Below are 26,397 nucleotides of genomic sequence, written 5' to 3'. Positions count from 1 at the left end.
ATCCGTTATACTCTGACCTGATATTTATAAGCGGAGTTTTTAATGCGTGTATGTGGTGTAGAACTGGCGGGAAATGATGCAAACATTGCCCTGTTGAATCTTGAGAACGATATGTTCCGGCTCCCTGATTGCCGCACTCGTAAATTGAGCCTGCAAAAAGCTGCTACTGCCCATGAGCTTAAGTATTTCCAAAAATCCTTCGCGCAGTTGGTGCAGGATTACAAAATCGAAATAATCGTTATCCGCCAGCGTCCGATGAAGGGCAAGTTTGCCGGTGGCGCTATTGGCTTCAAATTGGAGGCGGCGCTGGAATTACTAAGCGGGGTGCAAGTTATCATAATGCCGCCGACCGAAATTAAAGCAGCATTAAAAGATAGCCAGATGTACGTAGAGTTTAGCGAGACGGGTTTAAAAGGATTCCAGAAGTCAGCATTTGAAACTGCTCTGGCCTACATGAGTCAACACCTGTAGTTTTCCCGCAAGGTCATTTTGCTGAGTATCTCTCCCTTGTGCCAAACCCGCCTTGCTGATATACCTGTTTCATTCAATTGCATCTTGCAAATAGCTGGCGAAGGAAACGCTGCTTGACTGACAACATCACCTATTATTCGAAGCATGCTGAGCGTTTGACTGCGCAGTACAACAGTGTGTCTTTCGAACAGGTGCATGAGGACTGGCTGGATGAAATACCGCAACAAGGCTTTGCGCTGGATATTGGTGCCGGTTCCGGTCGTGATGCGCGCTATCTGGCGTCCAGAGGGTTAAGTGTGGTTGCTGTTGAGCCAGCCGGCGGCATTCGCGAGCGGGCGCAACACTATGCCGTAAATCAACCTGTTCACTGGCTGGATGACAGTCTGCCGGAACTCAAAAAAGTGTTTAACCTGTCTGCCCGGTTCGATCTTATCTTACTCAGCGCGGTCTGGATGCACATTGTGCCTTCTGAGCGGGAGCGCTGCCTGCGCAAAGTCAGTGGTCTGCTAAAAGCCAATGGCAAAATTGTTATCTCTCTTCGCCATGGTGGCGCAGTTGATGACGGGCGCACTATGTATCCGGTTTCCGCAGATGAACTGTCAGCGCTGGCAAAGCGGTTTGGATTAAGCTTCAGGCTGCTGAACAAAAAAGCAAAACATGATGAACTTGGACGTAGCGACGTAACATGGGAAACCGTGGTACTCACGCTACCGGACGACGGCTCCGGTGCATTTCCGTTACTTCGAAATATCATCGTAAACGACAGTAAGTCATCAACATACAAAGTCGCCTTACTCAGAACGCTTCTCAGAATAGCCGAAGGTCACCCAGGAGCGGTTATCGACCGTACCGACGGGTATGTTGTATTACCGGCGGGACTGGTGGCGTTGTATTGGATCCGTTTATTTAAGCCTCTCCTCGATCATTTTAATCTACCGCAGAACAGCGACCCGGCTAAAAAGCCCGGATTCCTGAAAGAAGATGGCTGGGGAAAACTGGCTTCGTTTTCCGGCAATGATTTGTATGTCGGGGCGAACTTCTCAGACCCTCTGAGTGCCCGTGCTGTTCATCGCACAATAAAAGATGTGGCCACCGTTATCAGAGATATGCCGGCCAGATACATCACGCTTCCCGGCACAAAAGACAATGTGTTTCATGTCACTCTTAACCATCCCCGTATTAAGGACTGCCTGTCACTCGACGGGGCTTATTTTGCATCTGTGGGTAAATTCTATGTGCCTGAACGCGTCTGGGATTCCCTTTCACGGTTCAGCGTTTGGATAGAACCGTCGCTGGTGAATGAATGGGTAGCGCTGATGGAAAGCTACATGACCAGACAAAACCGTGCGGTCTCTAAAGGGGATTTACTCCGTGCACTTAGCTGGGAAGACCCTGTCAGAACAACAGCCAGAGTCAGGGGCCGCGTGGACAAGTTGCTGACGCAGGAAGAAGTGAAATGCTGCTGGTCCAGCAAGGCTATCAGGATAAACAGTTATGCGGTCGATCACGCAATGCCATTTGCACGCTGGCCTAACAATGATCTTTGGAATCTGTTGCCGGCACAATCAAAGATTAATGCTGAAAAATCCGATAAGTTACCGACGAGTTTGCGGATGATGAATAGCCGGCATGTCATTACCGGATGGTGGGAGCAGGCGTGGCAGGATCAGGCAGATGAGTTTTTTATTCAGGCGAACCTGTCTCTTCCTAATTTAAGTGCCGCAAACCGTAGTTTCTCAGACGTATTCGAAGCCATGGTGATGCAACGGGACAGAATAAAAGATTTCCAGCAATTGAAAGAATGGTAGTGCGGCGCGGCGTTAAGTCCTATAGTAAGTTTAGTGAAACTGCCCGAACCATGCGCCAAAGAGGGAACGATGAACGCATTCAAACACCTGTTACTACTGACTACTCTGATGTTTACTACACTTGCTCAGGCTGCCGACAGCGGTAACTTTGAAAAGCTGCCGCCGCTGAAGAATTTTCAGGTAAATACTGAGAATATGGTGAGTTCCGGCCTGCCGTCAAAGCCTCATTTTGATGTGTTCAAAGCGCAGGGCGTGACCACTGTGATTGACCTGATCCCCGGTGACAGAAGTGAGGAACGGGAAATTGTTCTGAATACCGGCCTGGCGTACGAGAATGTGCAGGTGGTGTGGGATAATCCGACGCTGGAAAATTTTCAGGAGTACGTGGGTTATATGCAGCAGGCACAGAGCCGGGAAGGAACAACGCTGACTCATTGTAAACTGAACTGGCGTGGCGCTGTGTTTACCTATTTGTACCGCGTCACTCAGCTGGGCGAGCCTGAAGCTGAGGCGAAGGCAGACCTGGATGCCATCTGGCAACCTAATGAAACCTGGCAGGCTTTCATCGACACCGTTAAGGCGCATTATCAGGTAAGCTGAATACCGCGGCGCATTTCCTCAAATGCGCCTTCCACTTGGTCCCTTTTTATTTAAGGCACCCTGAAACCGCCCCTAATCTGCCCGTAAGCCCGGTTTTCTTATCGGGGCCGCGCTGTAGTCTGAGTCTTTTACCTTATCGGACTACCTGAATGACACATCCCGCCCGTGCTTTTATGCTTGTGATTGTAACTGTCTTCTCTGCTGCTGCGCTGGCAAATAAGCCTGCTGATGAAGAAAAGATGCCTTTGCAACTCGCTTCACAGTACTCAGATTCGATTGATATTCAAAATTACCTGGTAAGTGAAAAGCTGGATGGCGTCCGGGCGCGGTGGACGGGTACAGAACTGAAAACGCGAAATGGCAATAAAATACATGCGCCGGAATGGTTTACTGCGAACTGGCCGGCACAGGCGCTGGACGGGGAGTTGTGGACGAAGCGTAATGATTTTCAGCGTATTGCATCGGTAGTACTGCGTGATACGCCGGATGAACGGTGGAAAGAAGTCAGCATGATGGTGTTCGACCTGCCGGGTTCCGCAAAACCCTTTGCTGAGCGGGTACAACTAATCAATAAGCTGGTGGCCAGTACAAACAGCATTACGCTTAAAGCTGTGCCTCAGGAGCAGACTGCTAGTGCAGCAACTTTGGAGCAAAGGCTGGATAAGGTCGTTAATGCGGGCGGTGAAGGACTTATGCTGCATCACAGGCAGGCCCTGTATAAGGATGGTCGCAGTGAGCTGCTGCTGAAGCTGAAACGTCATGAAGATGATGAAGCTGAAGTGATTGGCTATGTGCCGGCGAAAGGAAAATATGCAGGACTGACCGGCTCGCTCATCGTGCAAAGCCGGGATGGCCTGATTTTCAATGTAGGCAGTGGCCTGAGCGATGCAGATCGCGCAAGTCCGCCACCGGTGGGTAGTTGGATCACGTATAAATTCTACGGCAGAACACAAAAAGGTCTGCCCAGGTTTGCCAGTTTTATGCGGGTGAGGCCGGACAAGGATATGGGAAATCATCAGTAAAGAGAGTCACATCTCTGCCGGCTTCTCTTTGCTCACTTTTGCCCGGCTAACCGGTACACTTTCACTGATGAAGAGTCCCGCACTGCATCGAACCGCACCAGTGCAGCATGAGCGTGCTCTTTCATTAAGGCTTCTGCACGCGCTCCCTGACGGTTTAGCAACGCATCAACAATGGCATAGTGCTGCTGATGTGCGTAAAGCAGGCGCCGGTATTCCCTGGCGCTGTCTTTCGGATCAAATACCATGGCGCTGACCGAGGCCATGGGTAAAAATTCGTTGGGCTGTAATGCCGCCGCAATGGCAGGATTGCAACTGGCTTCAAGGATCACCGAATGGAAGGTGTTGTTCATTTCTACATAACGCTGTACATCATCATCGGTGAGTTCGCCGTCAGCAAAAATCTCATCGCCCTCATGCAGACATTCTGCTAATTGTGCCTGATGCGCTTCGCTCAGGCCTTTCTCTGCCGCCAGCCGCGCGGCCAGTCCTTCCAGCACACCACGCACTTCCACAGAACCGTTTATGTCTTCCTGATTAAGATGACGTACCTGATAACCACGTCGCGGGAGTTTGGTAAGCAGTCCTTCCTGAGCTAACTGTCTGAATGCAATGCGTACCGGAGTACGTGATACACCCAGCGCTTCTGCGGTGGGGATTTCCGCCAGTCGCTCACCCGGAGCAAAATCACCGGAAAGGATTTTGTTTCTCAGAATACTGATAACAGCGTGTTTACCTGTAACCAAAATGAACCTGTTGTTTATGCTGTACAAACTGACACAAGCATACACGCCCCCGTGAAAAACATCATGTACTCCGTGAGACAACGCATATTTCGTTCTTTGGATCCATTCTTGTTTGCTAAACCGGTTTAACACTATTTATTAGTCCGAATAATGATCTATTGGATCCAATATTAAAGTTAGTGTAGGGTTAATGCCGTTACTTTACTTTAACATTGGATCCAATTTCAGGGTGTTTCTATGACGACGTTTATGAAAAATACCTGGTATGTGGCGGCTGCCGCTGACGAGGTAAATGCCACAGCGCCACTTGGCAGAACCGTATGCAATATCGACATTGCTTTTTATCGTGATGAAACAGGGGCAATTCAGGCCGTTGAAGATTTCTGTCCTCACCGGGGAGCACCCTTGTCGCTGGGTTACGTGGAAAAGGGCAAGCTGGTATGCGGTTATCACGGTTTGCAAATGGACAAAACCGGTAAAACCCACTCTATGCCTAATCAGAGAACGGAACGTTTTCCCTGCATCCGTGCTATTCCTGTTGAGGAAAAGTATGGCTACATCTGGATCTGGCCCGGCGACAAAGAAAAAGCCTGTGTGTCTGACATTCCTCATCTTGAGTGGGCAGAAAGTCCTGAGTGGGCGTACGGCGGCGGGCTGTATGAAATCGCCTGTGATTACCGGCTGATGATAGATAATCTCATGGATTTAACGCACGAAACCTATGTGCATGCCACCAGTATCGGACAAAAGGAAATTGATGAAACACCGGTAAAAACCACCATGGAAGGTAAGCAGGTGGTCACCAGCCGGTTTATGGAAAACATTATGCCTCCGCCATTCTGGCAGGCGGCAATGGAGATGAACGGGCTGGATAAGAATGCGCCGGTAGACCGCTGGCAAATTTGCCGCTTCGACTTACCCAGTCACGTGATGATTGAAGTGGGCGTAGCTCTGGCCGGTAACGGCGGGTATCACGCACCCGATGAGGTGAAAGCCAGCAGCATTGTGGTGGATTTCATCACGCCGGCGACCGACACTTCTATTCTGTACTTCTGGGGCATGGCCAGAAAATTCAAACCGCAGGATCCGGCACTGACCGATAAAATTCGCGAGGGGCAGGGTAAAATTTTTGCTGAAGATCAGGAAATGCTGGAACGCCAGCAACGGAACCTCAGCCGCTATCCTGAACGCCATTTACTGAAACTGGATATCGACGCGGGCGGTGTGCAGGCAAGACGCATGATCACAAAAGCCATCAAGCTTGAATCTGAGTCTTCTGTTGCGGAGCAGGTGGCATGATTAAAGCTACTGTCGTCTCTAAAATCTTACTCAATGATTCGGTGTGTCAGTTGAAGCTGGTGGCTGAAAATGGCCTCCGGTTGCCTGAGTGGCAAGCCGGTGCGCACATTGATGTGCAGTTGCCGGGTGATTTCACCCGTCAGTATTCTCTGTGCGGTCAGCCGCAAGATAATCATTACACCATCGCCGTACTAAAAGATAAACAAAGCCGTGGCGGCTCTGTGAGCGTGCACGAAACAGTGCGGAAAGGCGACACGCTGATCATCAGTGAGCCCCGTAATCACTTTGCCCTCGATAACAGCGATGCGCCCTGCTACCTGTTTGCTGCCGGTATTGGTATTACGCCCATTGTGACCATGGCTGAAGCCTGTCAGAAAGCAGGGCGGCCGTTCCGTGTTTTCTATGCAGTTGCTGACGACAAACGGGCCGTGTATGCAGACCGGCTCGGACCGGCATCCTGTGTGCACGTTATCAGTAAGGCTGCGTTCGCCGGTAAGCGGGTTGATCTGAACAGTTGTTTTTATGGTGCGCCTGATAAAGCACAGGTGTATGTGTGCGGGCCGGGCGGGTTTATACAAGATGTGCTCAGCGCGGCAAAGAACGCCGGATTATCGCCTTCACAACTGCACCGCGAGTTTTTCACCGCAGCAGAAACGGATACCTCATCAGATGAAGCATTTGAGATTGAACTCAAATCCAGTGGTGACATTTTCACCGTGAATAAAGACAGCACAATCCTCTCGGTGCTGGAAGAAAATGACGTGTTTGTGCCGGTTTCCTGTGAAGAAGGGGTGTGCGGCACCTGTGTCACCGGCTTGCTGGATGGCGAAGCCGATCACCGCGATGTTTTTCTCACCGACGAAGAAAAACAACAGATGAGACTGATCACCCCTTGCTGTTCGAGGGCCAGAAGCGGACGCTTAGTGCTGGATCTGTAAAAACCTACCCTCTCACCGGCCGGTGAATGTATTGGTCAACCAATTTGGCCGGCAATTATTTTGCCGGCGAGTCACGTTTAATTTTCCGGATATATGCCTGCCACCGAAGTTTCCATAACTCCCTGATATTGCTTCTTTTATCTCTATTCCCACATCAATTATTTGTAAAATTTATGTACTCTGTTAACACTGCTTACTATTTTTGGTAAAAATAATTGGTTGACAAATTGGTCTGATAAAAATACCTTTTTATTGTGATTGGTTGGTCATGGCTATCAACCATTTTGTTTGGCAATTCAAGTAGTGTCATCTGAATAATTGAACAAAGCTGAACTATGCCGGTGATGACAGGCGGGGAAGTTCAACTCAATCTCAGGACTGCTTGCAACAATGAATTCGGGAGATAGTAATGTCTAAACCAGTAATCGGTTTTATTGGCCTTGGTCTTATGGGCGGTAACATGGTGGAAAACCTGCAAAACAAAGGTTACCCCCTTGTTGTTATGGATTTAAATAAAGAAGCCGTAGCCAAGTGTGTAGAGCGGGGCGGAAAAACGGTACAGACGGGCAAGGAACTGGCAGAAGCGGTTGATATTGTTATGCTTTGCCTGACCACGTCAACGATTGTTGAGAAAGTGGTATACGCTGAAGATGGTTTGCTGGCAGGGATGAAAGAAGGTTCTGTGCTGATCGATTTCGGCACTTCGATTCCTGCTTCCACGAGAAAAATCGGCGCAGACCTGGCTGCAAAAGGCGCGTCTATGATCGACGCTCCGCTGGGTCGCACACCTGCACATGCAAAAGATGGCTTACTGAACATCATGGCTGCAGGTGACAAAGCCACCTTTGAAAAAGTAAAACCTGTACTTGATGATCAGGGCGAGAATGTTTTCTATCTCGGTGAACTGGGTGCCGGCCATACTACTAAGTTAATCAATAATTTTATGGGCATGACCACCGTGTGCACCATGTCTCAGGCCTTCGCTGTGGCCGAACGTGCGGGCGTAGACCGCCAGCAACTGTTCGACATTATGTCAGCGGGTCCTTCGAACTCTCCTTTCATGCAATTCTGCAAAAACTATGCAGTAGACAATGTCAGCGATCTCGGTTTTTCCATTGCGAATGCAAATAAAGATTTAGGCTATTTCCTGCAAATGGTCAGTGATCTCGGTACTGAATCTAAAATTGCAGAAGGCTCTTCGTCTTATCTGCAGGCAGCCTTTGATGCGGGCATGGGAAATGGCAATGTACCGGAAATTTACGACTACTTCCTGAAGCTGAATAAATAAGCATTTGCTGAAGCGAAAGCTTTAGCCAAATACCTGTCTCCTAAAAGCAATAATAATGAAACAGGAACCTCGTACTACCCTACGAACCCGCTGAAGCACTATGAGCTATGATTTACATGGTGTTTTCAGCAACTCTTTACGGGTGAAACAGACAAGGGACAAGAACAAAATGAAGAAGCTTTGCCTGATACTTTTTGGCTTCATTACATCCTTCACTATCACTGCCGGTGAATATCTCGTTGCCACTCCGGCAGAATATCAACGTGTTGCTGAAGAACTGGCGCCCGGTGATACCGTTATTCTTAAAAATGGTGTGTGGACAGACTTCGAAATCGTATTCTCTGCTAAAGGGACCAAAAATGCGCCGGTATCTTTAACAGCGGAAGAAAAAGGCAAAGTGATTCTCAGCGGGCAATCTGATTTGAAACTTGCCGGCGAATATTTGCATGTGTCCGGACTGGTATTTAAAAACGGCTTCGCGCCGGGAAGCGCAGTGATTGAGTTCCGCGATGGCAAGAAACTGGCCAGCCACTCCAGAGTATCGGAAGTGGTAATTGATAATTACAACAATCCTGACAGACAGGAATCGGATTACTGGGTTGCGCTATACGGAAAGCATAACCGGTTCGACCACAGCCATCTGGCCGGAAAACGCAACAAAGGCGTGACAGTCGCCGTGCGGCTGAACAGTGAAGCCAGTCAGGAAAATTATCATCAGATTGATCATAACTATTTTGGCTTCCGTCCTGTATTCGGTTCAAACGGTGGTGAAACACTACGCATCGGAACCAGCCATTACTCGCTGACCGACTCGTTTACTAATGTGTCTTATAACTACTTCGACCAGACAAATGGTGAAGTAGAAATCATATCGGTGAAATCCGGTAAAAACAGTATAACTAACAACGTATTTAACGAAGCCAGAGGCACGCTGACATTACGTCACGGTAACGGCAATAAAGTTGAAGACAATGTGTTTACAGGTAACGGACAGGATCATACTGGTGGCATCAGGGTCATTAACAAGCATCAGATAATTAAAAACAACTATCTCGAAGGCTTGACGGGTTACCGTTTTGGTAGCGGCTTTACCGTGATGAACGGCGTGCCGGACTCTCCTGTGAACCGCTATCACCAGGTTGAAAATGCGCTGATTGCCGGTAATACCTTTATCAATGTGGATCATATTCAATTCGCGGCAGGCAGCGATGCAGAAAGAACAGCAACGCCGGTCAATTCCGCTTTCACACAAAACCTGGTGCTGAATCAGAATGGAACCCAACCCTTTACTGTTTTTGATGACGTTTCCGGCATCCGTTTTTCAGAAAATGTTGCTAATACGAATGTGCTGGCTGATATCCGGAGTGGATTCAGCAAACAGGAGGTTGCGCTGGAAAGAGCAGATAATGGCCTACTCTATCCGGCTGATGATTCTCTGAAGGCAGGTGTAAACCGCGATATTCAGGTTATTGCGAAAGAGGATACCGGAGTAGCCTGGTATCCGAAAACGCCGGCGACTACCGCATTTGATTCTGGTGAAACGGTGACGGTTGCGGCTGATGCTGATGCACTTATCAGTGCCATTGACAGGGCGGAAGACGGTGACGTTATTCATATTGAGGCCGGAAAGTTTGTCGTTCCCCGAATTGTCAAAATCAATAAGGTAATCACTTTGACAGGTGCAGGAGACGGCAAAACGGAAATCAGCTTTGAGCGTTCAACACTATTTGAAGTACATGACGGCGGAAGCCTGAAACTGGCTAATCTCTCCCTTACCGGTGCTGCAAGTCCGGATGCGGCTGGCAACAGTGTCGTACGCACGAAAAAGTGGGGCATGCTGCACAACTACCGCTTTGTCGCTGAAAACGTAAAAGTAAGTCAGTTAGACATTAACCACACTTTCCACTTTTTCCTCTCTGGCAAAGGTGCATTCGCAGACAACATCACAATTGCTGACAGCAATTTTAAAAATATTACCGGTGATATTCTGGTGCTGAATACCGAAATCGAAGACCTGGGGATCTACAACGCAGAATATGTTTCATTAACAAATAATACGTTCAGGAATGTTGCCGGAGCAGTTGTAACGTTATACCGGGGCGGTACTGACGAAAGCACCTTCGGACCGCATTTGTCCATGTCAGGCAATACGCTGAGTAACGTGGGTAAAGGAAAGCGTAATAAAACGTCTGCATCTGTATATCTGCATGGTGTTCAGGTCACTGCGATAAGTGATAACCAGTTTGATCATTCTGAGCCTGTAATTGTTGAGCATACCGTCGGTGAGCCGCAGACAGAGATAACCGGCAATGCGTTTAAAGCCACCGGTAATCCGCAAGTTAAAGAGCTGAACGCTGAAGGCGGACCTTTCGCGTTGATTGAAAACAATACGCGTCAGGCACAGTAGTCAGGGGAAGGTAAGTAGATTATGAAACAAGTGATAAAAGTAGCCATTGCCGTTTTTACTTTTGCCTCATTGATTATTTTTAGCGGTAAAACCATGGCACAGCATCCGAATCTGGTGATCACCAAAGAGGATGTTGTGGCAATGCGTAAGGCCGTTAACGTACCGGGACGGTTTGCCACTGCTTATGAGTCTGAAAAACAACATGTGGATGCACTGATTTCGCAACAAACCGATGTACCGGTTCCTGTAGACGGTGCCGGTGGCTATACCCACGAAAAGCACAAGAAAAATTATCAGGATATGTACCGGACCGGTTTGATTTATCAAATTAGTCAGGATGAGCGCTACGGAGATTTTGTGCGCAAGATGCTGCTGGATTACGCGGAGTTGTACCCGACACTGGATGTGCACCCTGAGCGTAAAGTGAATTCCCAGAATCCCGGTAAGTTTTTCTGGCAAAGCTTAAATGAGGCAATGTGGCTGGTGTACACCATTCAGGCATATGATCTTGTTTACGATGCCATACCTGCGGATGAGCGTAAGTTAATTGAAGATAACCTGCTGAAGCCGGTAGCGCTTTTCATCTCAGAAGGTCAGCCATCTACTTTCAATAAAGTGCACAACCACGGCACGTGGGCAACTGCAGGTGTCGGGATGAGTGGTTATGTAATGAATCAGCCAGAGTGGGTTGAGAAAGCCCTTTATGACCTGGATAAATCGGGTGAAGGCGGCTTCCTGAAACAACTGGATATCCTGTTCTCACCGGATGGTTACTACAACGAAGGTCCTTATTATCAGCGATTTGCCCTGCTGCCATTCGTCACGTTTGCCAGCGCTATAGAAAATAATGAGCCTGACAGACAAATTTTTGCCTACCGCGACCACGTTTTGCTAAAAGCCATCAACGCGACGATTCAACTGAGCTATAACGGCAAATTCTTTCCGATAAATGACGCTATAAAAAGTAAAGGCATTGATACTATTGAACTGGTTCACGGGGTGGCAGCAGCGTATCAGATCACGGGTGATACCGGGCTTTTAGATATTGCTGAAAAGCAAGGCCAGATCCTGCTTACCGGGGCAGGACTTGCCGTAGCCAACGCACTGGATGCACAAAAAGTAACGCCGTATGCGTTCAGCTCTGTGGCGTTCGGAGATGGTCATGATGGGAAAGAAGGGGCCCTGGTGATAATGCGGGAGCCTCAGGAAAATGGTGCTGCACTGCTGTTTAAACCGGCATCGCAAGGTCTTGGTCATGGCCATTTTGACAAGCTGACCTGGCAATTCTACGACCACGGTGCTGAGATCGTGACCGACTACGGCGCAGCACGGTTTCTGAATGTTGAAGCCAAGTTTGGCGGACGCTATTTACCGGAAAACGAAACATACGCAAAGCAGACTGTAGCGCACAATACCGTGGTGGTGGACGAAAGGAGTCATTTTAACGGCGACGTTGATGTAGCCAATGCAAATGCTCCGGAGTTATTGCTATTTGACAGCAGTGAAGCCGGAACCGTATCTAAAGCTACCATTTCTGCTGCTTACGATGATGTTTCTCTTTCCCGCACAGTCGCGCTTATTCCTTTGCCTGAACTCGAGCAAACTATCGCACTGGATATATTTGAAGTGGCGGGTAAAGAAACTCACCAATTTGACCTGCCTTTGCATTACAGCGGTCAACTGATCGAAACGAATTTCCCCGTTGTTGTGAACCCGGCTCAGTTATCGGCGTTGGGAGAGGCCAGTGGCTACGAACATTTGTGGCTGAAGGGCAGTGGCAAAGTTACAGATGATTTGGCAAAGGTCACCTGGCTGAACGACAACGGGGTTTTTTATACTCAAACCAGCATTGCTGGTAAAAATGAAACGTTTTTATTTACTCAGACCGGGGCAAACGATCCGAACTTTAATCTGAGGAACGAAAACGCATTTATCCGCCGCGTTAAAAAGAGCCGGAATCACAAATTCGTTTCCGTGCTTGAGCCTCATGGTGAATACAACCCGTCAAAGGAATACACGCTGGGCGCTAATAGCCGTGTAACGGGTCTCGCCTATACGCAGGATAAAGATGTCACTCTGATCAATCTTGCCATTGCGGGTCATGATTACCTTATTGCAATCAATGAAGCACAACCGGCTTCCTCACTTTCTTTTCAATACAAGCAACAAAACTTTACCTTGAGTGGCGGACTCGCGGTGTTTTTGCTTGACCATCAGGAGTAGAGAATATGAAAACTCAAAGCGAAAACTTTTTATCAGCCAATGAAAAAGAAATCGAAGACTTGGGCAATGGCCTCAAACGTCAGATGCTGGGATATAACCTTGAACTGATGGCAGTGAAAATCTGGTTTGATAAAGGCGCAGAGGGGTATACACACAAGCACCGGCATTCACAGGTTTCCTACGTGGTGGAAGGCGAATTTCATTTCACTATCGATGGCGTAATGAAAGTGATGAAGCCCGGAGACAGTTGCATGATCCCGCCTTATGCCGAGCATGGTGCTGTTTGTCCGACGGGAGGCATTCTTATTGACACGTTCAGTCCCGCCCGTGAAGATTTTATTAAGGACTGACTATGAAAATGTCCGGATTACGCTGGTGGGTTGTCAGTCTGATTGCCCTGGCGACCATCATTAACTATATCGACCGTCAGGCGCTCAGTGTGCTTTGGCCCGATATTGTAGAAGATCTTTTCCCCGAAAAAACAGCGCTGGAACGTAAACAGATATACGCCAATATATCTATTGTGTTTGTGTTTGCTTATGCGTTTGGTCAGGCCATCTTTGGCAAAATTTTCGACTGGATTGGTACACGTATCGGTTTCGTGCTGTCTATCGGTGTGTGGTCACTGGCAACGGTGGCTCATGCTTTTGCACAGGGTATGCTGAGTTTCAGTATTTTCCGGGCCATCTTAGGGATTGCCGAGGCGGGAAACTGGCCGGGCGCGGCCAAAGGGAACGCCGAATGGTTTCCCACTAAAGAACGTGCACTGGCACAAGGTATTTTTAACTCCGGCGCGGCAATAGGCGGCATCATCGCCATTCCGATGATTGCCTACATGACAGTCTATTTTAACTGGCAACTGATATTTATTGTTGTTGGCGGAGCAGGACTACTCTGGTTAATACCCTGGATGATTCTGGTGAAAGCGCCGCCTGGTAAGCACCCATGGATCACGGAGCAGGAAAGGGAGTATATCCTCACTGGCCAGCGGTCAACCACACAAGCAAGCGACGCAGAAGAGGAAGAATATGCGCCCTCAACCGGCGAGCTTCTGGCACGTAAAGAGAGCTGGGGTGTCATTATTGCCTCAGCGGCGATTGACCCTATCTGGTGGCTCTTCGTTTTCTGGATCCCTATTTACCTGAATGAAGTGTACGGCATGGATGTACAGGCCATCGGTATTTATGGCTGGGTTCCCTATGTTGGCGCGATGTTCGGTGCCTGGTTTGGCGGACTGTTAGCGCAAAACAGGTTGAAAGCGGGATGGGATACCAACAAAACCCGCAAGCTGGTGATTACGTTGGGATGCTTAATAATGCTGCCTGCCCTGATAGCCATGGCTGATCCGGGTGACCCTGTCGCCGCGGTGATGATAATGGCAGTAATCCTGTTTGGCTTTCAGACTGCCATCGGCAACGTACAAACATTACCCAGTGATCTTTACGGTAAGAAAACCGTGGGTTCGCTCTCAGGGTTCTCAGGTATGGCTGCTAAGTTGGGTGCCGTCGGACTCACGTCACTGGTGCCTTATCTGACTGCCGACGGTAACTACACGCCGGCATTTGTCATCGGCGCTTCTCTTGCCATCATAGCGATGCTGGCAATATGGGTACTGATCCCCCGTGTCGAACGTTTGACCATTAAGAAGTGAGGCCGGGGTAATGAACAGTATTTACTTTCTTGGCGAATGTATGGTGGAGTTGAAGTCACTCAATGAAAATACCATGCACCAGTCATTTGCCGGTGACGTTTATAACTCAGCGGTGTATTTGAAGCGATGCTTCAGGGATATTGAAACCGGTCTGATCTCGGCTGTGGGCAAGGATTCTCTCAGTAGCAGAATGATTGCAGGCTTTGAAAAGGAAGGCATTAATTCAAAGTATGTTTTCCGGCACGAAAGCCTTGCTCCCGGTATGTATTACATTGAGACAGATTCTGCCGGCGAGAGGCGGTTTACTTACTGGCGTAATCAATCTGCTGCCCGCAAGATTGTTTCTTTCCTTGATGACGATGTGCTGAATCAACTCATTGATTGCGATTACTTTTTCTTCTCTGGCATCTCACTTGCGGTCATCGAACCTTATCAACGCAAGCTATTCTGGCAAAAGTTGGAAAAACTCAAGCGTTTTGGCGTCAAAATCGTCTTTGATCCCAACTACAGGGCAAGGCTTTGGGGAGCGGAGAGAGAAGCTGTAGATAATTTCAATACGGCGTTCAAACTCGCTGATATCGTATTGCCGGGCGTCGAAGATTTGGAGATGTTGTACAGCATTGATAATGCCCATGACGCTGTTGCTTACTGCACTAGCTTGGGGGCGACAGAAGTGGTGGTGAAAAACGGCGCTTCATCAGTACTCACGTATAGCAACGGAATTGTCGCTGAGCATGTCATCACTCCGGTAGGTAACGTCGTTGACACGACATCCGCCGGTGACGCTTTTAACGGGGTTTATCTTGGCGCCCGGCTATCCGGTTTCGATGTTGGTCACGCTGTAGCACAAGCAGCAAAAGCTGCAGGAATCGTTATTCAGTTCCCCGGTGCCATTGCTCCTGAATCAGGGTTTATGCGCTTATTCGAAAGCGGGTAAATCTGAACTTGTAACCCTAATCTGAGAACTGAAACATGAAGCAATTTTCTGAATTAATGTCGGGGCAGTCTTTGCTGCCGATAATACAGGCCAACACCCCCGATGAAGGCGTGAATATAGCCAGGGCAATGGCTAACGCTGGTCTTCAACTGGTCGAAGTCGTGTTAAGAACAGATTCTTCCCTGGACGCATTGTCTGCGATAAAGCAGGAGGTACCTGAATTAACCGTGGGTGCCGGCACGGTTATCAACGCCCGTATTTTAGATGACGCCCTGAAAGCGGGCGCTGACTTTATTGTCACGCCGGCTTCCAGCCCCGGCCTTCTCGGTGCAGTGGGGCGAAGTGGTGTGCCTGTGCTGCCCGGAGTATCAAATACGGCTGATATTCTACTCGCACTGGAATATGGCTTTCCCGAGCAAAAGCTCTTTCCGGCTTCACTGTCCGGTGGTGCTGCATTCTTGTCTGCCGTCTCATCTGTATTCAGGGACGTGTCTTTCTGTCCTACAGGTGGCATTAATGCTGATAATAAAGAGGACTACCTGAAGCTGCCCAATGTGTTCGCTGTGGGCGGCACCTGGGTCGCCAAACCTGAATGGATTAAAAACGGTAATTGGGAGGCTGTCACGAACGCCTGTTCGCAAGCCCTTTCACAGTCTGTCTGAAATATCGACTCCTCCCCCTTACACTAAATGAACCGGCTCAACATGAATTTGGTTAACCAATATTTGTGAAGGGCTGGTTTCATGGCGTGAATGTGCACTATAACCAAGATTTATAATTGTCCTCCTACTGCTATCCATTACGATAAAATCAGTTCAGCATTAATGTTTAAATGGTTGAATTTGTTGTATATATCTTCTTTTATCTCTGTTCTTAGATAAACATCTTTAAACGATGGTTATGTATTTACCAATTTGTGTTGTTTATATATTTACCAAAATTGGTGATTATTATTACCAAAGAGGTTGACCTTTGGGTGTTTACCTGTAAATATCATGTAAAAGCTTTGTAACCTCTTCTGAGATTGCAAATTTAAAAACAGTTATATTGATTCGGGAAACACAGGAAGCAGCTATGGGACACAAATTATCTAAGATCTCACTGGCCATTTTGTCTGCCAGTGCCATCAACGCTATGTCTGTTGCACATGCGCAGCAAAACGATCCGGAGGCCACCGAAGATCTTGAAGTTATCGAGGTTTCCGGTATTCGTCAGTCTCTGACAAACGCCCTTGCAGAAAAACGCTCCTCAGACAATTTAATTGAGGTAATCCAGGCTGTAGATATTGGTAAGTTGCCGGATCAAAACCTGGCGGAGGTATTGGAAAACGTCACCGGGGTCCAGATTACCCGTGAAGCAGGTGTGGGTACGGGGGTTCAAATTCGGGGTACCAACGCCAACCGAACTGAAATTAACGGTGTATCTACGGTCGGTTCAGGTGCGGGGCGTAGCGGTATTAATTTTGAAGATGTATCGGCAGCCATTATCTCTGCCGTTGAGGTAACAAAATCACCGGAAGCTAAAACTATTGAAGGTTCTGTAGGCGGTACAATCAACCTGCGAACCATTCGTCCGCTGCAACTTAGTAAGCCTCTGGCATCTGTTCGGGTGCAGGGTGAAGACAGCAGCCTTTCTACTGACGGAATTATGCCAAGATTCTCCGGTGCATGGGGTGATAACTGGGACACTGACGCAGGCCGTTTTGGTATCGTTTTAAGTGGTAGTTACACTGAGCAGGATGTGACTGCTTTTCGTCCCCGTGCAGACCGCGATAATTCCGTTGCCGCAGACAGCGGTGTTGCCAGTGCCCAGTCTTTCGATTATCTGCCGGTGCAGTTTCTGAATCAGGATTATGATAACTATGAGTACGAGACAGTTAACCTTGCCGGTACCATAGAATGGGCTCCGAATGATCATACAAAGCTTTTCTTTGATGCGGTCATCAATGACCAGGAGCGTCGCCAGGAAAGTTCCAGGGTTCAGGCATCCGGTCTGAGCGATTTAAAAGACACAGCAATACCCGATACCTTTGAGACAGTTAACTTTGGTTCCCTTGATGGTCAGGATCTGGGCAGTATTCAAGCTGCACTGACAGGTGTAATACCGGTAGAAGATGGCGGTGCGGATCCAAACCTGCGCTTTTCCAGTGACACGAATTCACGCATTACCAAAAGTCAGATATTCCGGATTGGCGGTGAGTGGCAGGGAGAGACGTTATTCGTATCAGTTGAAGCATCTTCTTCAAATTCAGAATCAGATACGCCCAGTTTCAATACTACGCTTAACTTCATAAACCCGAACGCAGCTACAAATGACTCAAATGAGAACGGTACACCGTTTGAGTATGACCTGACCAATGGTCTGGCATTTGGTATTGCATCCGGTGAAGCTAATGCGCCTACGGCTGAACAGCTTCTTGATCCTGCCAATGTGGTACTGCGGGACGTTAATCTCGGACAGGACAGAACTGAAAACTCAGAAGATGCCTTCCGGGTAGATTTTAAGTACTACCTCGACAACATTGACTTTATTAATACCATTGATTTTGGTTACCGCTACAGTAAGGCAACCAGTATGTCTGATGAAGTGCGAAATAACGTCGGGTTGCGCAGTATGGACGAAAGTCCGTCCGGCGACCTTTTTGCGGATATTCTGGTGGCTGGGCCGGACAATTTTAATGCTGCTGACGGCCGGGCGCTTTACATCGAAAATTTCCTGCTTATTGATCCTGAACTGGTTGCATCTGACCCTGATGGTGTACTTGATACCCTGAACGCGGCGATTGTTGCTAACAATGCAATCACCGGCTCAGACAGAGCGCCGATCAGCGCACCGACTTCTCAGGTTAATGCTTTCTTCGATATAGAAGAAATCACCCATGCTCTTTATGCGCAGATGAACTTCGAGTACGGTATATTCCGCGGTAATTTTGGTGTGCGGTATCTTGAAACAGAAGTTAATTCACTGGGTAATTCAATTACTCAGGATGATGCCGGAAACGAAATTATTTCTCAGGTGGAAACCAGCGGGGATTACGATTTTATTCTGCCCCGGCTCAATGTTGTCGCCAATGTGGCAGAAGACGTAATTTTGCGCTTTGGGGCGGGCAAGGACATAAGACGTCCGGACTACGACGATTTGTCTACGTCAGTCACTTACAGCACCAGCCCGAACACTGCGGTGTCGATAGGTAATCCGGGGCTGACGCCGGAAGAAGTACTGTCTTTCGATATCAGCGCTGAATGGTACTTTGCGCCGGCTGCGGTAGCCAGTGTGGGCTATTTCCATAAGACGAGAAAAGATTTGCACGTGATTCAGCAAGTTGACCCGTATGAAGATCCGACTACAGGTTACCGCGATGTGACCGGTCCGGACTGTGAGCAAGGCGGTATATTTAACCCGATTGCTGACATTAACGTGTTTGGTCCGGAACCTGGTGTAGGTTTGTGTGTGCCGACTTCAACAACGATTAATGATTCGGGTGAAACAACGCAGAAAGGTATCGAGCTGGCGGTGCAGTATGACCTGTCCGGTTTCGAAAAAGAGCTGGGTTGGGCTTCTGGCTTTGGTGTTGCGGCGAACTATACGTATCAGCAATTCTCCGGCGGAGATTCAGTTGACACAGCGACAAGCAGAGCAAACGCGGTATTCCGGTTAACAACCGGAATTGAAGACCTTGAAGTAACAGCGAACCAGCCTCTCGTTGATTTGTCTGAAAATGCTTACAACGTAACGGCTTATTACGAGAAATATGGTTTATCAGTTCGTGCCCGATACACATGGCGTGAAGCTTACCGTTCCACAGACTTTGGCAGTACGTCCAGCTTCCCCTGGGGGTTCCCGGTTGTTCAGGAAGACAGAGGACAGCTTAACGCGAGTATTAGCTATGACATCAACGAACAATGGAACGTGGGCGTGGAAGCTGTAAACCTGACCGAATCGGATGTTACGCAGTCCTGCGTGAATGAAGGTGCGCTTCTCTGCTATCAGGGTTTGACAGATAGACGCATTACATTTGGTACAAGTTACAGATATTAATTTGTCAGATAAGACGAAAAAAGCTCCTCTACGGAGCTTTTTTTATGGACAGAGCTTTTAATCCTGCACCGGCGCAACCGGTGGCAAAACAATTACTGAGTAAGGTGAGAGATTGAATACAACCCGCGTGTTTCATCAGTTCTGCGTTTAATCTCTTCGAGAGCCTTCGCTTCACTCGCCTCAAAAAGTGCATTGATTAGACGGTTGAAGTGATTATGCATGGCTTTACGGGCTGCGCCAGAATCTCTTTTAGCAATGGCATCATAAATGGCGGTGTGCTCTACCAGGCGTTGTTCGACGCTTTGGGAGCAAACATCCTGATAAGCTGCCACGATTTGAGCTTCAGTGCGTCTGAGCTTCCACAAATTATTAATCGACATAACCAGTGCATTATTTCTCGTTGCTTGCGATATAATTTCATGAAAACGACGATCGGCTTCGTCGGCGGTTTCAGGTGACTTCATGTCTTCCAGAGTGCTTTGCAACGTTTCCAGTTCCTGAGGCCGGATTGTTGCAGCAGCCAGTGCTGCGGCTTCAGCTTCTACAAGGGCTCTTGCCTGAGTCAGTTCAAAAGCACTGATAGGCTTCTGAGGCGTACTATGGTCTGCACCACTGGTAACATATACTCCTGAGCCAGTTTTTACTTCCACTCTTTCTCTGACTTCCAGAGCGATAATTGCTTCCCGTACTGTAGGACGGCTAACATCATAAGCTTCGGCTAACTCTCGTTCTGCAGGCAGGCGACTACCGACCGGGTAAACACCTTTATCGATTAATGCCTCAAGCTTTTCAACAACACCCCAGAAACGTCTGCGCTTTTTCATGATCTGCTCCTGATAACAGAACGTCTATCTAAACTGCGGCGAAATTCTATTGTTCCGGACGCAGCGCCGTACTTATCTTTATACTATATTTCAGCAAAACTTTACATTATTGGTAAGCATTATTTTTGAAATTGGTAAGCCATGGTGCCGCAATCAACGAAATGTGACGTTTACCTCAAACCAGTTTTCCTCCGAACGGATCTCCAGTTGCCATTGCATCTAATTGCTTCAGTGCAGCGAAAATAATTAACGCGTGGCTGTGAAAAACTCAATTATCCACATCTAATATGTCGAGGTATTAACTAAAGGAGTAAAATTTTATGCATTAACCGGCTTTATTGGCTTTGGCATTTGCTACCATAGTGGCAAGTGCGGCGTACTTGTGGAAAGCATACTGTCCCAGCACAATTGCCATCAGCAAACCACGCCAACCGTCCAGGAAACCTAGCCGCAATACATATTGCTGCAGGAAATCGGTAAAAAAACGTAGTATTGCATAAGCTAAGCTGGCTTTTTTACCACGGGCAAACTTATCTTTGGCACCAAGACAAGCGTATTTAATATGCTTTTCCTGACAATGCTGATAACTGCGCCAGCTATTATGAATGATCGGCGATCTCAGAACTCTTACTTTTTCATACGGTAGCAACAAGGTTTCATGTACTTGGCGATCTTTAAAACTGGCACCGGTCTTTAAGAATAATTTCCCTTGGGGCGTAGAATAGCGTCCGCGCTTAAGTAACTTGCCAAAGAAGTAGGTATGCCAAGGCATTTTAATAAAATTGGCATCCAGCTCAGGTTCTGATAACACCCGGTCAATTTCTGCTTTTAACTCTGTAGTAAGAACTTCATCGGCATCAATGCTCATTACCCAATCATGTTCGCACCATGCAAGTGCGCGATTGCGTTGAGGGCCAAAGCCCGGCCAATCTGTCTGAAATACGCTGTCGGCATATTGGTGGGCAATTTCGACAGTTCTATCTTTACTGCCAGAGTCGACCACTATCAGTTGGTCAACCCAGCCAGCTAAAGACTGCAAGCACGCTTCTATTCTGTCGTCTTCGTTACAGCAAATAACAAAGCATGAGATTCTACGGCTACGCATGCTTAGACCTCTTCGCTTGATGGCTGGTTATGATATTGCACAGACGAAAGATCGCCCGACAGATTTTTTTTACGCACCGCATACAGTCGCAGACGGTAAACAAGATTACGCCAGAACGAGGTACCACCTTTGCGTGTACCTCCGCTCATTTTGTCAATTTCGCTTTCAAAACGGCTGGCAGACCACAGGCGGTAAGGCAAAATCGAATAAATCGATAATTCCAGCTCAGGATGAAACTGTAAATCAACATCTACAGGCCGGAAAAATCGTTGCCGGCTGAGCAGCTTTTCCGCTCCTCGCAGCGTTAGCGCATAGCCGGTAGTGCAATTCGGCACTTTGGCAAAATTGACCAGCTCATAGCCATCACCCAGCGCTAACTTTTGCTCGCCTTTACCATCGCGGTCATCTGCCAATTTAATCATATCCCAGTTTTCTAACCGGTTAATTTTCTTCAGTACGGTAACAAACTCAGGCTCTATATCAATGTCGTCTTCAAGGATTAGAGCCACTGGGATGTGTTCGTCTATCATACGCTGCCAAAGGGCTCTGTGACTGAGATAACAGCCAATTTCACCTGCCGATAAAGGGCGACGAAATTTTTGCTGATTCAGCTTGGCATCGTAGCAAGCGGTAATGTCGTCTGGCTGCAAATTCTTGCCATAAATGGCACTGAAGCGTTCCGCCAGTAGTCCAATTTTACTCAACTGTTCAGTCGCGGATTTGAAACGCTCCGGATTTGAATCCAAATTAATGAGCCAAACAGGGAAACTAAACTGTTGTGTCATTATATTTTTCACTTTATTTTCGTTTGTCGCGACATTTTACCTGACGAGAAACGTTTTACTAGCTACGGATACCTTCTAAGCGTTTAGCTGGTTATCTACATAGCGTGTTCAAACAACATTGCTATCAACGGGTCTGGCTGTTGCTGAATAAATGGTGATAAGCGCTCAAATACCTGTTTCGGTGGTAAACGGGTTTTACTGCCAACCACACAAAACAAACCTGGGTTATCAGGGGCAAAGCTAGCCGCCACATTCCAGTTTTCATATGGGTGCGAGTCGTGGATTAGCAATAATTGAGGTACGGTATCAGTACCGGCAATTACATGAAACTTATCCAAAATATCCAGTTTAAGTGCACACAGGTAATACAGCGAATATTCTGTCCATTTTAGTTTAAGGTATCGGCCAATCCACCAGTTACGCGGGTCTGATGGGTTATGCAGCGAACACAGCATGTCTACCCAGTTTTGTGTAGCGCTTTTGGGTGTCAAATGTTGTATTAGTTGCTTACTGACCGTTCTGGACATCAGTGCCGGCGTGACGGTCATGCCCACCCCTTTGGGGCCGATATCGCTGTTCATCTGTAATAATCTGGCTGAAGAGCGCCACCATTTCGGATGTTGTGCTCGCTGTTCATACTGCAACAATGCCTTGCCATCCACAATAAGCTGTTGCTCAGTAATGTGTTTTAAGCATATGACATCAGCATCAAGTGTGAGGTAAAACTCATTAGCCACCTTTTCAGCAATGGCTATTTTAACCAGTTGCTGCTTCCTCCAACCGCGCATTTTGGGGTAGTGTTTAAACTCAGGCAGTAATTCATCTTCTGATAGCACGATGATATTCAGCTTTTGCCAGTGGGAATATTCTCGTTTTACCAACTCAACTTCTTGCTGAGGCACCACGACAAATAATTCGCTGATAAGCCCCGGTTCCATAAAGGTGCTAAGAGAAGTAAACAGAATATGCGCTCTTTTTAAATCGTTTACATCGTAACTACCACAAGCTTTTAAAGGTAGTACAGCACTAATTGTCATAAAAAACTCTCTCTGCTGTTACCTAACTGTTGCTGGTCGCTTATGTGGTGTTAAGCAACCCAGCGACAGTGGTAACGCATTAAAAATATGTAATAGTTTAACTGAACACAGACTTGGCAATATTTGTCTTTGTTTATTATTAATCGCAATACATCGGTGACCACGTCATGGTAAATGACGGTGCAACTGTACTACGAAAGTTCCAGACCTATTTGTGATACCAAGTGGCGACTATCCGTCATTTTCAATGAAGTCCTGCAGCTTTCCATTGTCGCAGCCTTTTTCGGACATAAGTTAAACCGATTAAAAATTGTAATACACAGGTCAAACTCCGGTGGTAAATTTCGCCACCATAAATCTGTGCGCATTCGAAAAAGAATGCCTTTCAGGTTATTTCTACCGTCTTATTAGCTATAATCGCGCCCACTTGCTTTGAGGGGGTGTTTTAACTTTTTACTTGTCAACGTCGTTAGTTGTATAACATATCTTTTTGAAATAACAATTCTTTGCGAAACCTTTATCCCTTGATGTTTTACTGATTTTTTATACGCAAAGAATAACACTCTGATAGTAATGTGTTCTTTTTTTCAATAAGCAAGACTCGCTCAGGGCACCATAACCTTTCTACCGGAGATGAAACTGATCATCCCCTTGTTGTTCGCGGGTCAGAAACGGACGGTTAGTGCTGGATCTATAAAACGGGGCGGCTAAACGGATCTCCAGTTGCCACTTATCAGTAGTGATTATTACTATTGAGCCTGCATAGGTATGGACATTTTTGAAAATGTTCCGGAGAGCAATAACCGTAAAACTGGACGGTGCCATAAACGTTGCACTGTCATCAGCTTAAAGCGCTTGCATTCTTGGTGGAGTCGTAAAGTGTCTTTTAGGGTTCTTTTTAATGTGCAACATCTATATTACCTTCCCCAGTATTTGCGCTGTCGTACGAGTTTTAAAAGAGAGGGGGCTTCCGTGCAGTTTGTTTTACAAACTGAAAAGGGGCTCGATGAGATAAAGCAAAAATGTTAGAACAAGAACTGGTTGATTACTGCTTTATTTATGGAAAGTACGGAACACTTTCATTCTATAAAAAAAATTGGGTTATTTTCGGCAATCTTCTTTCTTTTAGCTGTAAGGACAAGAAATCGGTTAACGCAAAATTAGGACTAATACAGCATGGAATTGGACCAAAATCATGTAATTACGATGTATCTGTCTATCCTTTTGATGTTCATTTTGTGGAAGGTGAATTTAGGTTAAAAAGGTTAAAAAAAATTTTTCCTAATTTCGTTTATGAATGTATCAGAGGTGATGCTGTCCAACGCTGTTTCGCTATTGCTCTTAATTTGCACTGCCATATTGACAGGTTATACTCAATAATTATTTCCGACTAGATATAATTGTACACTGTGAGACTACGCCAGAATCGATCGAGAACTTCGCAGTCGGTGTTTTAGTAGTCTCACTAAGTTGACTCAACCTATAGAAAGATCATGGAATGTAGGCAGTTAATACAAATAAATCGACACTGCTATCACTCATACCTTTGAATCCTACAGCCCCAGCATTACCTGGCATACTGTAGTAACACCCTCTCCTGTTTGGAATAAATTTGCCATATGTACTATAACCGCCTGAAAATGAGATAATGCAATGAGAAGTATAGTAACCTTCATCGAATCCACCATTCGTAATACCTCTATTAATGGCCATTTCTATATTTTCATTTGTGAGAGGTGTCTGCCTGTATTCCACCCCATCGGGGGGTGTTAGCAACACATAAAAATTACTATTTCTATAAGCTTTACCCTTCCACTCAACATTACAGTAACCATTCTCCACAACACCCGGAACTCTTCTATTAGTTTTATCAGTGCAGAATGATGTTGTTGTAATTTGATTTTGTTGTGGCTCATCTAAAGCAAATGAATTTCCACTTCTATGGGCAGAAACGTAATCTCCAAACCAAGCTGCATTAGCATTACTTATAGTTAAAACAAGAAAAATTATTCCGCTTACTATCCAATAAAACAAATTTTTCATTCAATATTCCTTTTTGAAATTCCATGTTAGTAAGGTTTACAGCTTATATAAAACTCCCCTAATTAGTTACATCCATAATCAGAGGTTTCAGCCAGTTCATATCTACTTAAATATTCCCATGGTGTCAAGTCATTCAGTGCACCATGGGTGGTCTTCGTTTAGTGTTCTGAATACATACATGTTGAGTATCTCCGTCCGGTAAGTACGGTTGAATCTCTCGATAAAGGAATTCTGTATAGGCTTTCTGGGTTTAATAAATTTCAGAGCAATACCATGTTCTTCCGCCCAACTTGCCAGAGTGACTGAGATGAATTCCGGCCCGTGGTAGCTATTGAATAATGCTTTTCGAGCAATCTTCTTAGAGATGTCGGCCATTAACTATTACTTATAGTGACCAAACAATAAGTGGAGTTAACAAATGACACACTGTAAACCTCCCCTAAAACGGCGACCGCTATACTCGCAGCTATTGGTAATAGGAGTGAGTTTAAGAATGGAAGGCACTTTTCAACCTGGCTGGCTTGGTTCCTAGATAACATTCCAGTGGAGATAGAAAAGTTTTTATGAATGTAACGAAGCGAGGAGTCCAGCACTTGCGAATCCTTTTAATTCATGGGGCCAGGGCTGTTGTGCACACATATATGCGTCAAAATAACCTATTTAATAAATGGGTTGGAGATTTGAAAGAACGACGAGGCTACAACAAAGCAACCGTAGCTGTCGCCAATAAAATGCAAGAAAAGTTTGGTCAATTCTGCTCAATGGCGATGAGTATAGGTTGCCGGTATAAGTAAGCACATCACATAAATTGCAGAAAAACGATAAATGTCTAAAGGTTGAGCCATCATATACGGAACCTGATTACCATAATGTGCTCTAAGCTCGACCAGTTGTTTAGGAGTGTATGGGCGGATTTCCCGTTTGGGCAAAAAGAAAAATTCTGTTATGCCGAATAGATGTTGGCAATCGGATCAAAAAACTAAAATTGTTATTGCAATACGGAGGTAGTCCATAGATGTAGTATGTTGCATCTGAAATACCCTGCTCAGGGCTGGCTTCTTTGTCTAGTCTGCATGATTCCACTTCGTTTAAGATCTTTACGACCTATGACTCTGTTCAACGGGACTTTTCATCCGGAGTTTTCCATTCTTGGCTTAGTTTACGCCGAAGAAATCCAA

At 46.7% G+C, this 26,397-nt stretch carries 20 protein-coding genes and 2 pseudogenes; 15 read left to right on the top strand and 7 right to left on the bottom strand.

Annotation, left to right across the window (positions count from 1 at the left end):
* Positions 1–42: 42 nt before the first annotated feature.
* The 4 genes from AC4PME_RS15470 (at position 43) to AC4PME_RS15455 (ending at position 3,901) form a co-directional block, all read left to right on the top strand.
* On the top strand, positions 43–471 hold the full coding sequence (locus tag AC4PME_RS15470; protein ID WP_119503238.1) for a DUF3010 family protein: 429 nt from the start codon (positions 43–45) through the stop codon (positions 469–471).
* Positions 472–584: 113 nt separating this feature from the next.
* Entirely contained in the window at positions 585–2,279 is a 1,695-nt protein-coding gene (locus tag AC4PME_RS15465; RefSeq protein WP_491044601.1) for a class I SAM-dependent methyltransferase, read from the top strand.
* Between the two features lie 69 nt (positions 2,280–2,348).
* Positions 2,349–2,879, top strand: a complete 531-nt coding sequence (locus tag AC4PME_RS15460) for a protein tyrosine phosphatase family protein (protein ID WP_491044602.1) — start codon at positions 2,349–2,351, stop codon at positions 2,877–2,879.
* A gap of 149 nt (positions 2,880–3,028) precedes the next feature.
* Positions 3,029–3,901 carry a DNA ligase gene (locus AC4PME_RS15455; protein WP_491044603.1) on the top strand — a complete coding sequence of 291 codons (873 nt, stop codon included), beginning with the start codon at positions 3,029–3,031 and terminating at the stop codon, positions 3,899–3,901.
* A gap of 32 nt (positions 3,902–3,933) precedes the next feature.
* Here the strand turns inward: AC4PME_RS15455 and AC4PME_RS15450 are convergent, their stop codons facing one another.
* Entirely contained in the window at positions 3,934–4,644 is a 711-nt protein-coding gene (locus AC4PME_RS15450; protein ID WP_474844071.1) for a GntR family transcriptional regulator, read from the bottom strand.
* A 237-nt stretch (positions 4,645–4,881) separates the two neighbouring features.
* On the opposite strand from AC4PME_RS15450, the gene AC4PME_RS15445 reads away from it, so the two are divergent.
* The 10 genes from AC4PME_RS15445 to AC4PME_RS15400 all read left to right on the top strand — a co-directional run bounded on the left by AC4PME_RS15445 (position 4,882) and on the right by AC4PME_RS15400 (position 19,425).
* Positions 4,882–5,943 (top strand): Rieske 2Fe-2S domain-containing protein, encoded by a 1,062-nt coding sequence (locus AC4PME_RS15445; protein WP_491044604.1) that lies wholly within the window; start codon positions 4,882–4,884, stop codon positions 5,941–5,943.
* The gene (locus tag AC4PME_RS15440) at positions 5,940–6,881 is read left to right on the top strand and encodes a PDR/VanB family oxidoreductase (protein ID WP_491044605.1); all 942 of its coding nucleotides are present in this window, start codon (positions 5,940–5,942) and stop codon (positions 6,879–6,881) included. Before AC4PME_RS15445 ends, AC4PME_RS15440 begins: the two co-directional genes overlap by 4 nt.
* A gap of 409 nt (positions 6,882–7,290) precedes the next feature.
* Complete coding sequence (locus tag AC4PME_RS15435) at positions 7,291–8,169, top strand: NAD(P)-dependent oxidoreductase (RefSeq protein ID WP_491044606.1); 879 nt, start codon at positions 7,291–7,293, stop codon at positions 8,167–8,169.
* A 169-nt stretch (positions 8,170–8,338) separates the two neighbouring features.
* Positions 8,339–10,576: a chondroitinase-B domain-containing protein gene (locus tag AC4PME_RS15430; RefSeq protein ID WP_491529650.1), complete on the top strand. Its 2,238-nt coding sequence runs from the start codon at positions 8,339–8,341 to the stop codon at positions 10,574–10,576.
* A 21-nt stretch (positions 10,577–10,597) separates the two neighbouring features.
* Positions 10,598–12,799 (top strand): heparinase II/III domain-containing protein, encoded by a 2,202-nt coding sequence (locus AC4PME_RS15425; protein WP_491044607.1) that lies wholly within the window; start codon positions 10,598–10,600, stop codon positions 12,797–12,799.
* 5 nt (positions 12,800–12,804) lie between these two features.
* Positions 12,805–13,149 carry a cupin domain-containing protein gene (locus AC4PME_RS15420; protein WP_491044608.1) on the top strand — a complete coding sequence of 115 codons (345 nt, stop codon included), beginning with the start codon at positions 12,805–12,807 and terminating at the stop codon, positions 13,147–13,149.
* Positions 13,150–13,151: 2 nt separating this feature from the next.
* The gene (locus AC4PME_RS15415) at positions 13,152–14,450 is read left to right on the top strand and encodes an MFS transporter (protein WP_491044609.1); all 1,299 of its coding nucleotides are present in this window, start codon (positions 13,152–13,154) and stop codon (positions 14,448–14,450) included.
* Between the two features lie 10 nt (positions 14,451–14,460).
* On the top strand, positions 14,461–15,387 hold the full coding sequence (locus AC4PME_RS15410; protein WP_491044610.1) for a sugar kinase: 927 nt from the start codon (positions 14,461–14,463) through the stop codon (positions 15,385–15,387).
* Positions 15,388–15,422: 35 nt separating this feature from the next.
* On the top strand, positions 15,423–16,049 hold the full coding sequence (eda, locus tag AC4PME_RS15405) for a bifunctional 4-hydroxy-2-oxoglutarate aldolase/2-dehydro-3-deoxy-phosphogluconate aldolase (RefSeq protein WP_491044611.1): 627 nt from the start codon (positions 15,423–15,425) through the stop codon (positions 16,047–16,049).
* A 412-nt stretch (positions 16,050–16,461) separates the two neighbouring features.
* Positions 16,462–19,425, top strand: coding sequence for a TonB-dependent receptor (locus tag AC4PME_RS15400; RefSeq protein ID WP_491044612.1), 2,964 nt, complete (start codon positions 16,462–16,464; stop codon positions 19,423–19,425).
* A 92-nt stretch (positions 19,426–19,517) separates the two neighbouring features.
* On the opposite strand, the gene AC4PME_RS15395 is transcribed toward AC4PME_RS15400, so the two are convergent.
* From AC4PME_RS15395 to AC4PME_RS15370, 6 genes and pseudogenes are all read right to left on the bottom strand, one after another.
* Positions 19,518–20,249, bottom strand: a complete 732-nt coding sequence (locus AC4PME_RS15395; RefSeq protein WP_491044613.1) for a FadR/GntR family transcriptional regulator — start codon at positions 20,247–20,249, stop codon at positions 19,518–19,520.
* Positions 20,250–20,574: 325 nt separating this feature from the next.
* Positions 20,575–21,354 carry a glycosyltransferase family 2 protein gene (locus AC4PME_RS15390; protein WP_491044614.1) on the bottom strand — a complete coding sequence of 260 codons (780 nt, stop codon included), beginning with the start codon at positions 21,352–21,354 and terminating at the stop codon, positions 20,575–20,577.
* A gap of 2 nt (positions 21,355–21,356) precedes the next feature.
* Positions 21,357–22,139 (bottom strand): glycosyltransferase family 25 protein, encoded by a 783-nt coding sequence (locus AC4PME_RS15385; RefSeq protein WP_491044615.1) that lies wholly within the window; start codon positions 22,137–22,139, stop codon positions 21,357–21,359.
* Between the two features lie 95 nt (positions 22,140–22,234).
* Positions 22,235–23,176, bottom strand: coding sequence for a DUF6492 family protein (locus AC4PME_RS15380; RefSeq protein ID WP_491044616.1), 942 nt, complete (start codon positions 23,174–23,176; stop codon positions 22,235–22,237).
* A 1,491-nt stretch (positions 23,177–24,667) separates the two neighbouring features.
* Positions 24,668–25,219 carry a hypothetical protein gene (locus AC4PME_RS15375; RefSeq protein WP_491044617.1) on the bottom strand — a complete coding sequence of 184 codons (552 nt, stop codon included), beginning with the start codon at positions 25,217–25,219 and terminating at the stop codon, positions 24,668–24,670.
* A gap of 62 nt (positions 25,220–25,281) precedes the next feature.
* Positions 25,282–25,543 (bottom strand): annotated as a pseudogene (locus AC4PME_RS15370) (integrase core domain-containing protein); the annotation flags it as partial.
* A 114-nt stretch (positions 25,544–25,657) separates the two neighbouring features.
* On the opposite strand from AC4PME_RS15370, the pseudogene AC4PME_RS15365 reads away from it, so the two are divergent.
* Positions 25,658–26,009 (top strand): annotated as a pseudogene (locus AC4PME_RS15365) (transposase); the annotation flags it as partial.
* Positions 26,010–26,397 lie beyond the last annotated feature (388 nt).

The sequence above is a fragment of the Alteromonas sp. genome, from assembly GCF_984505615.1.
The sequence above is the reverse complement of the archived record's forward strand: the minus strand, read 5'-3'. Positions and strand labels throughout refer to the sequence as shown.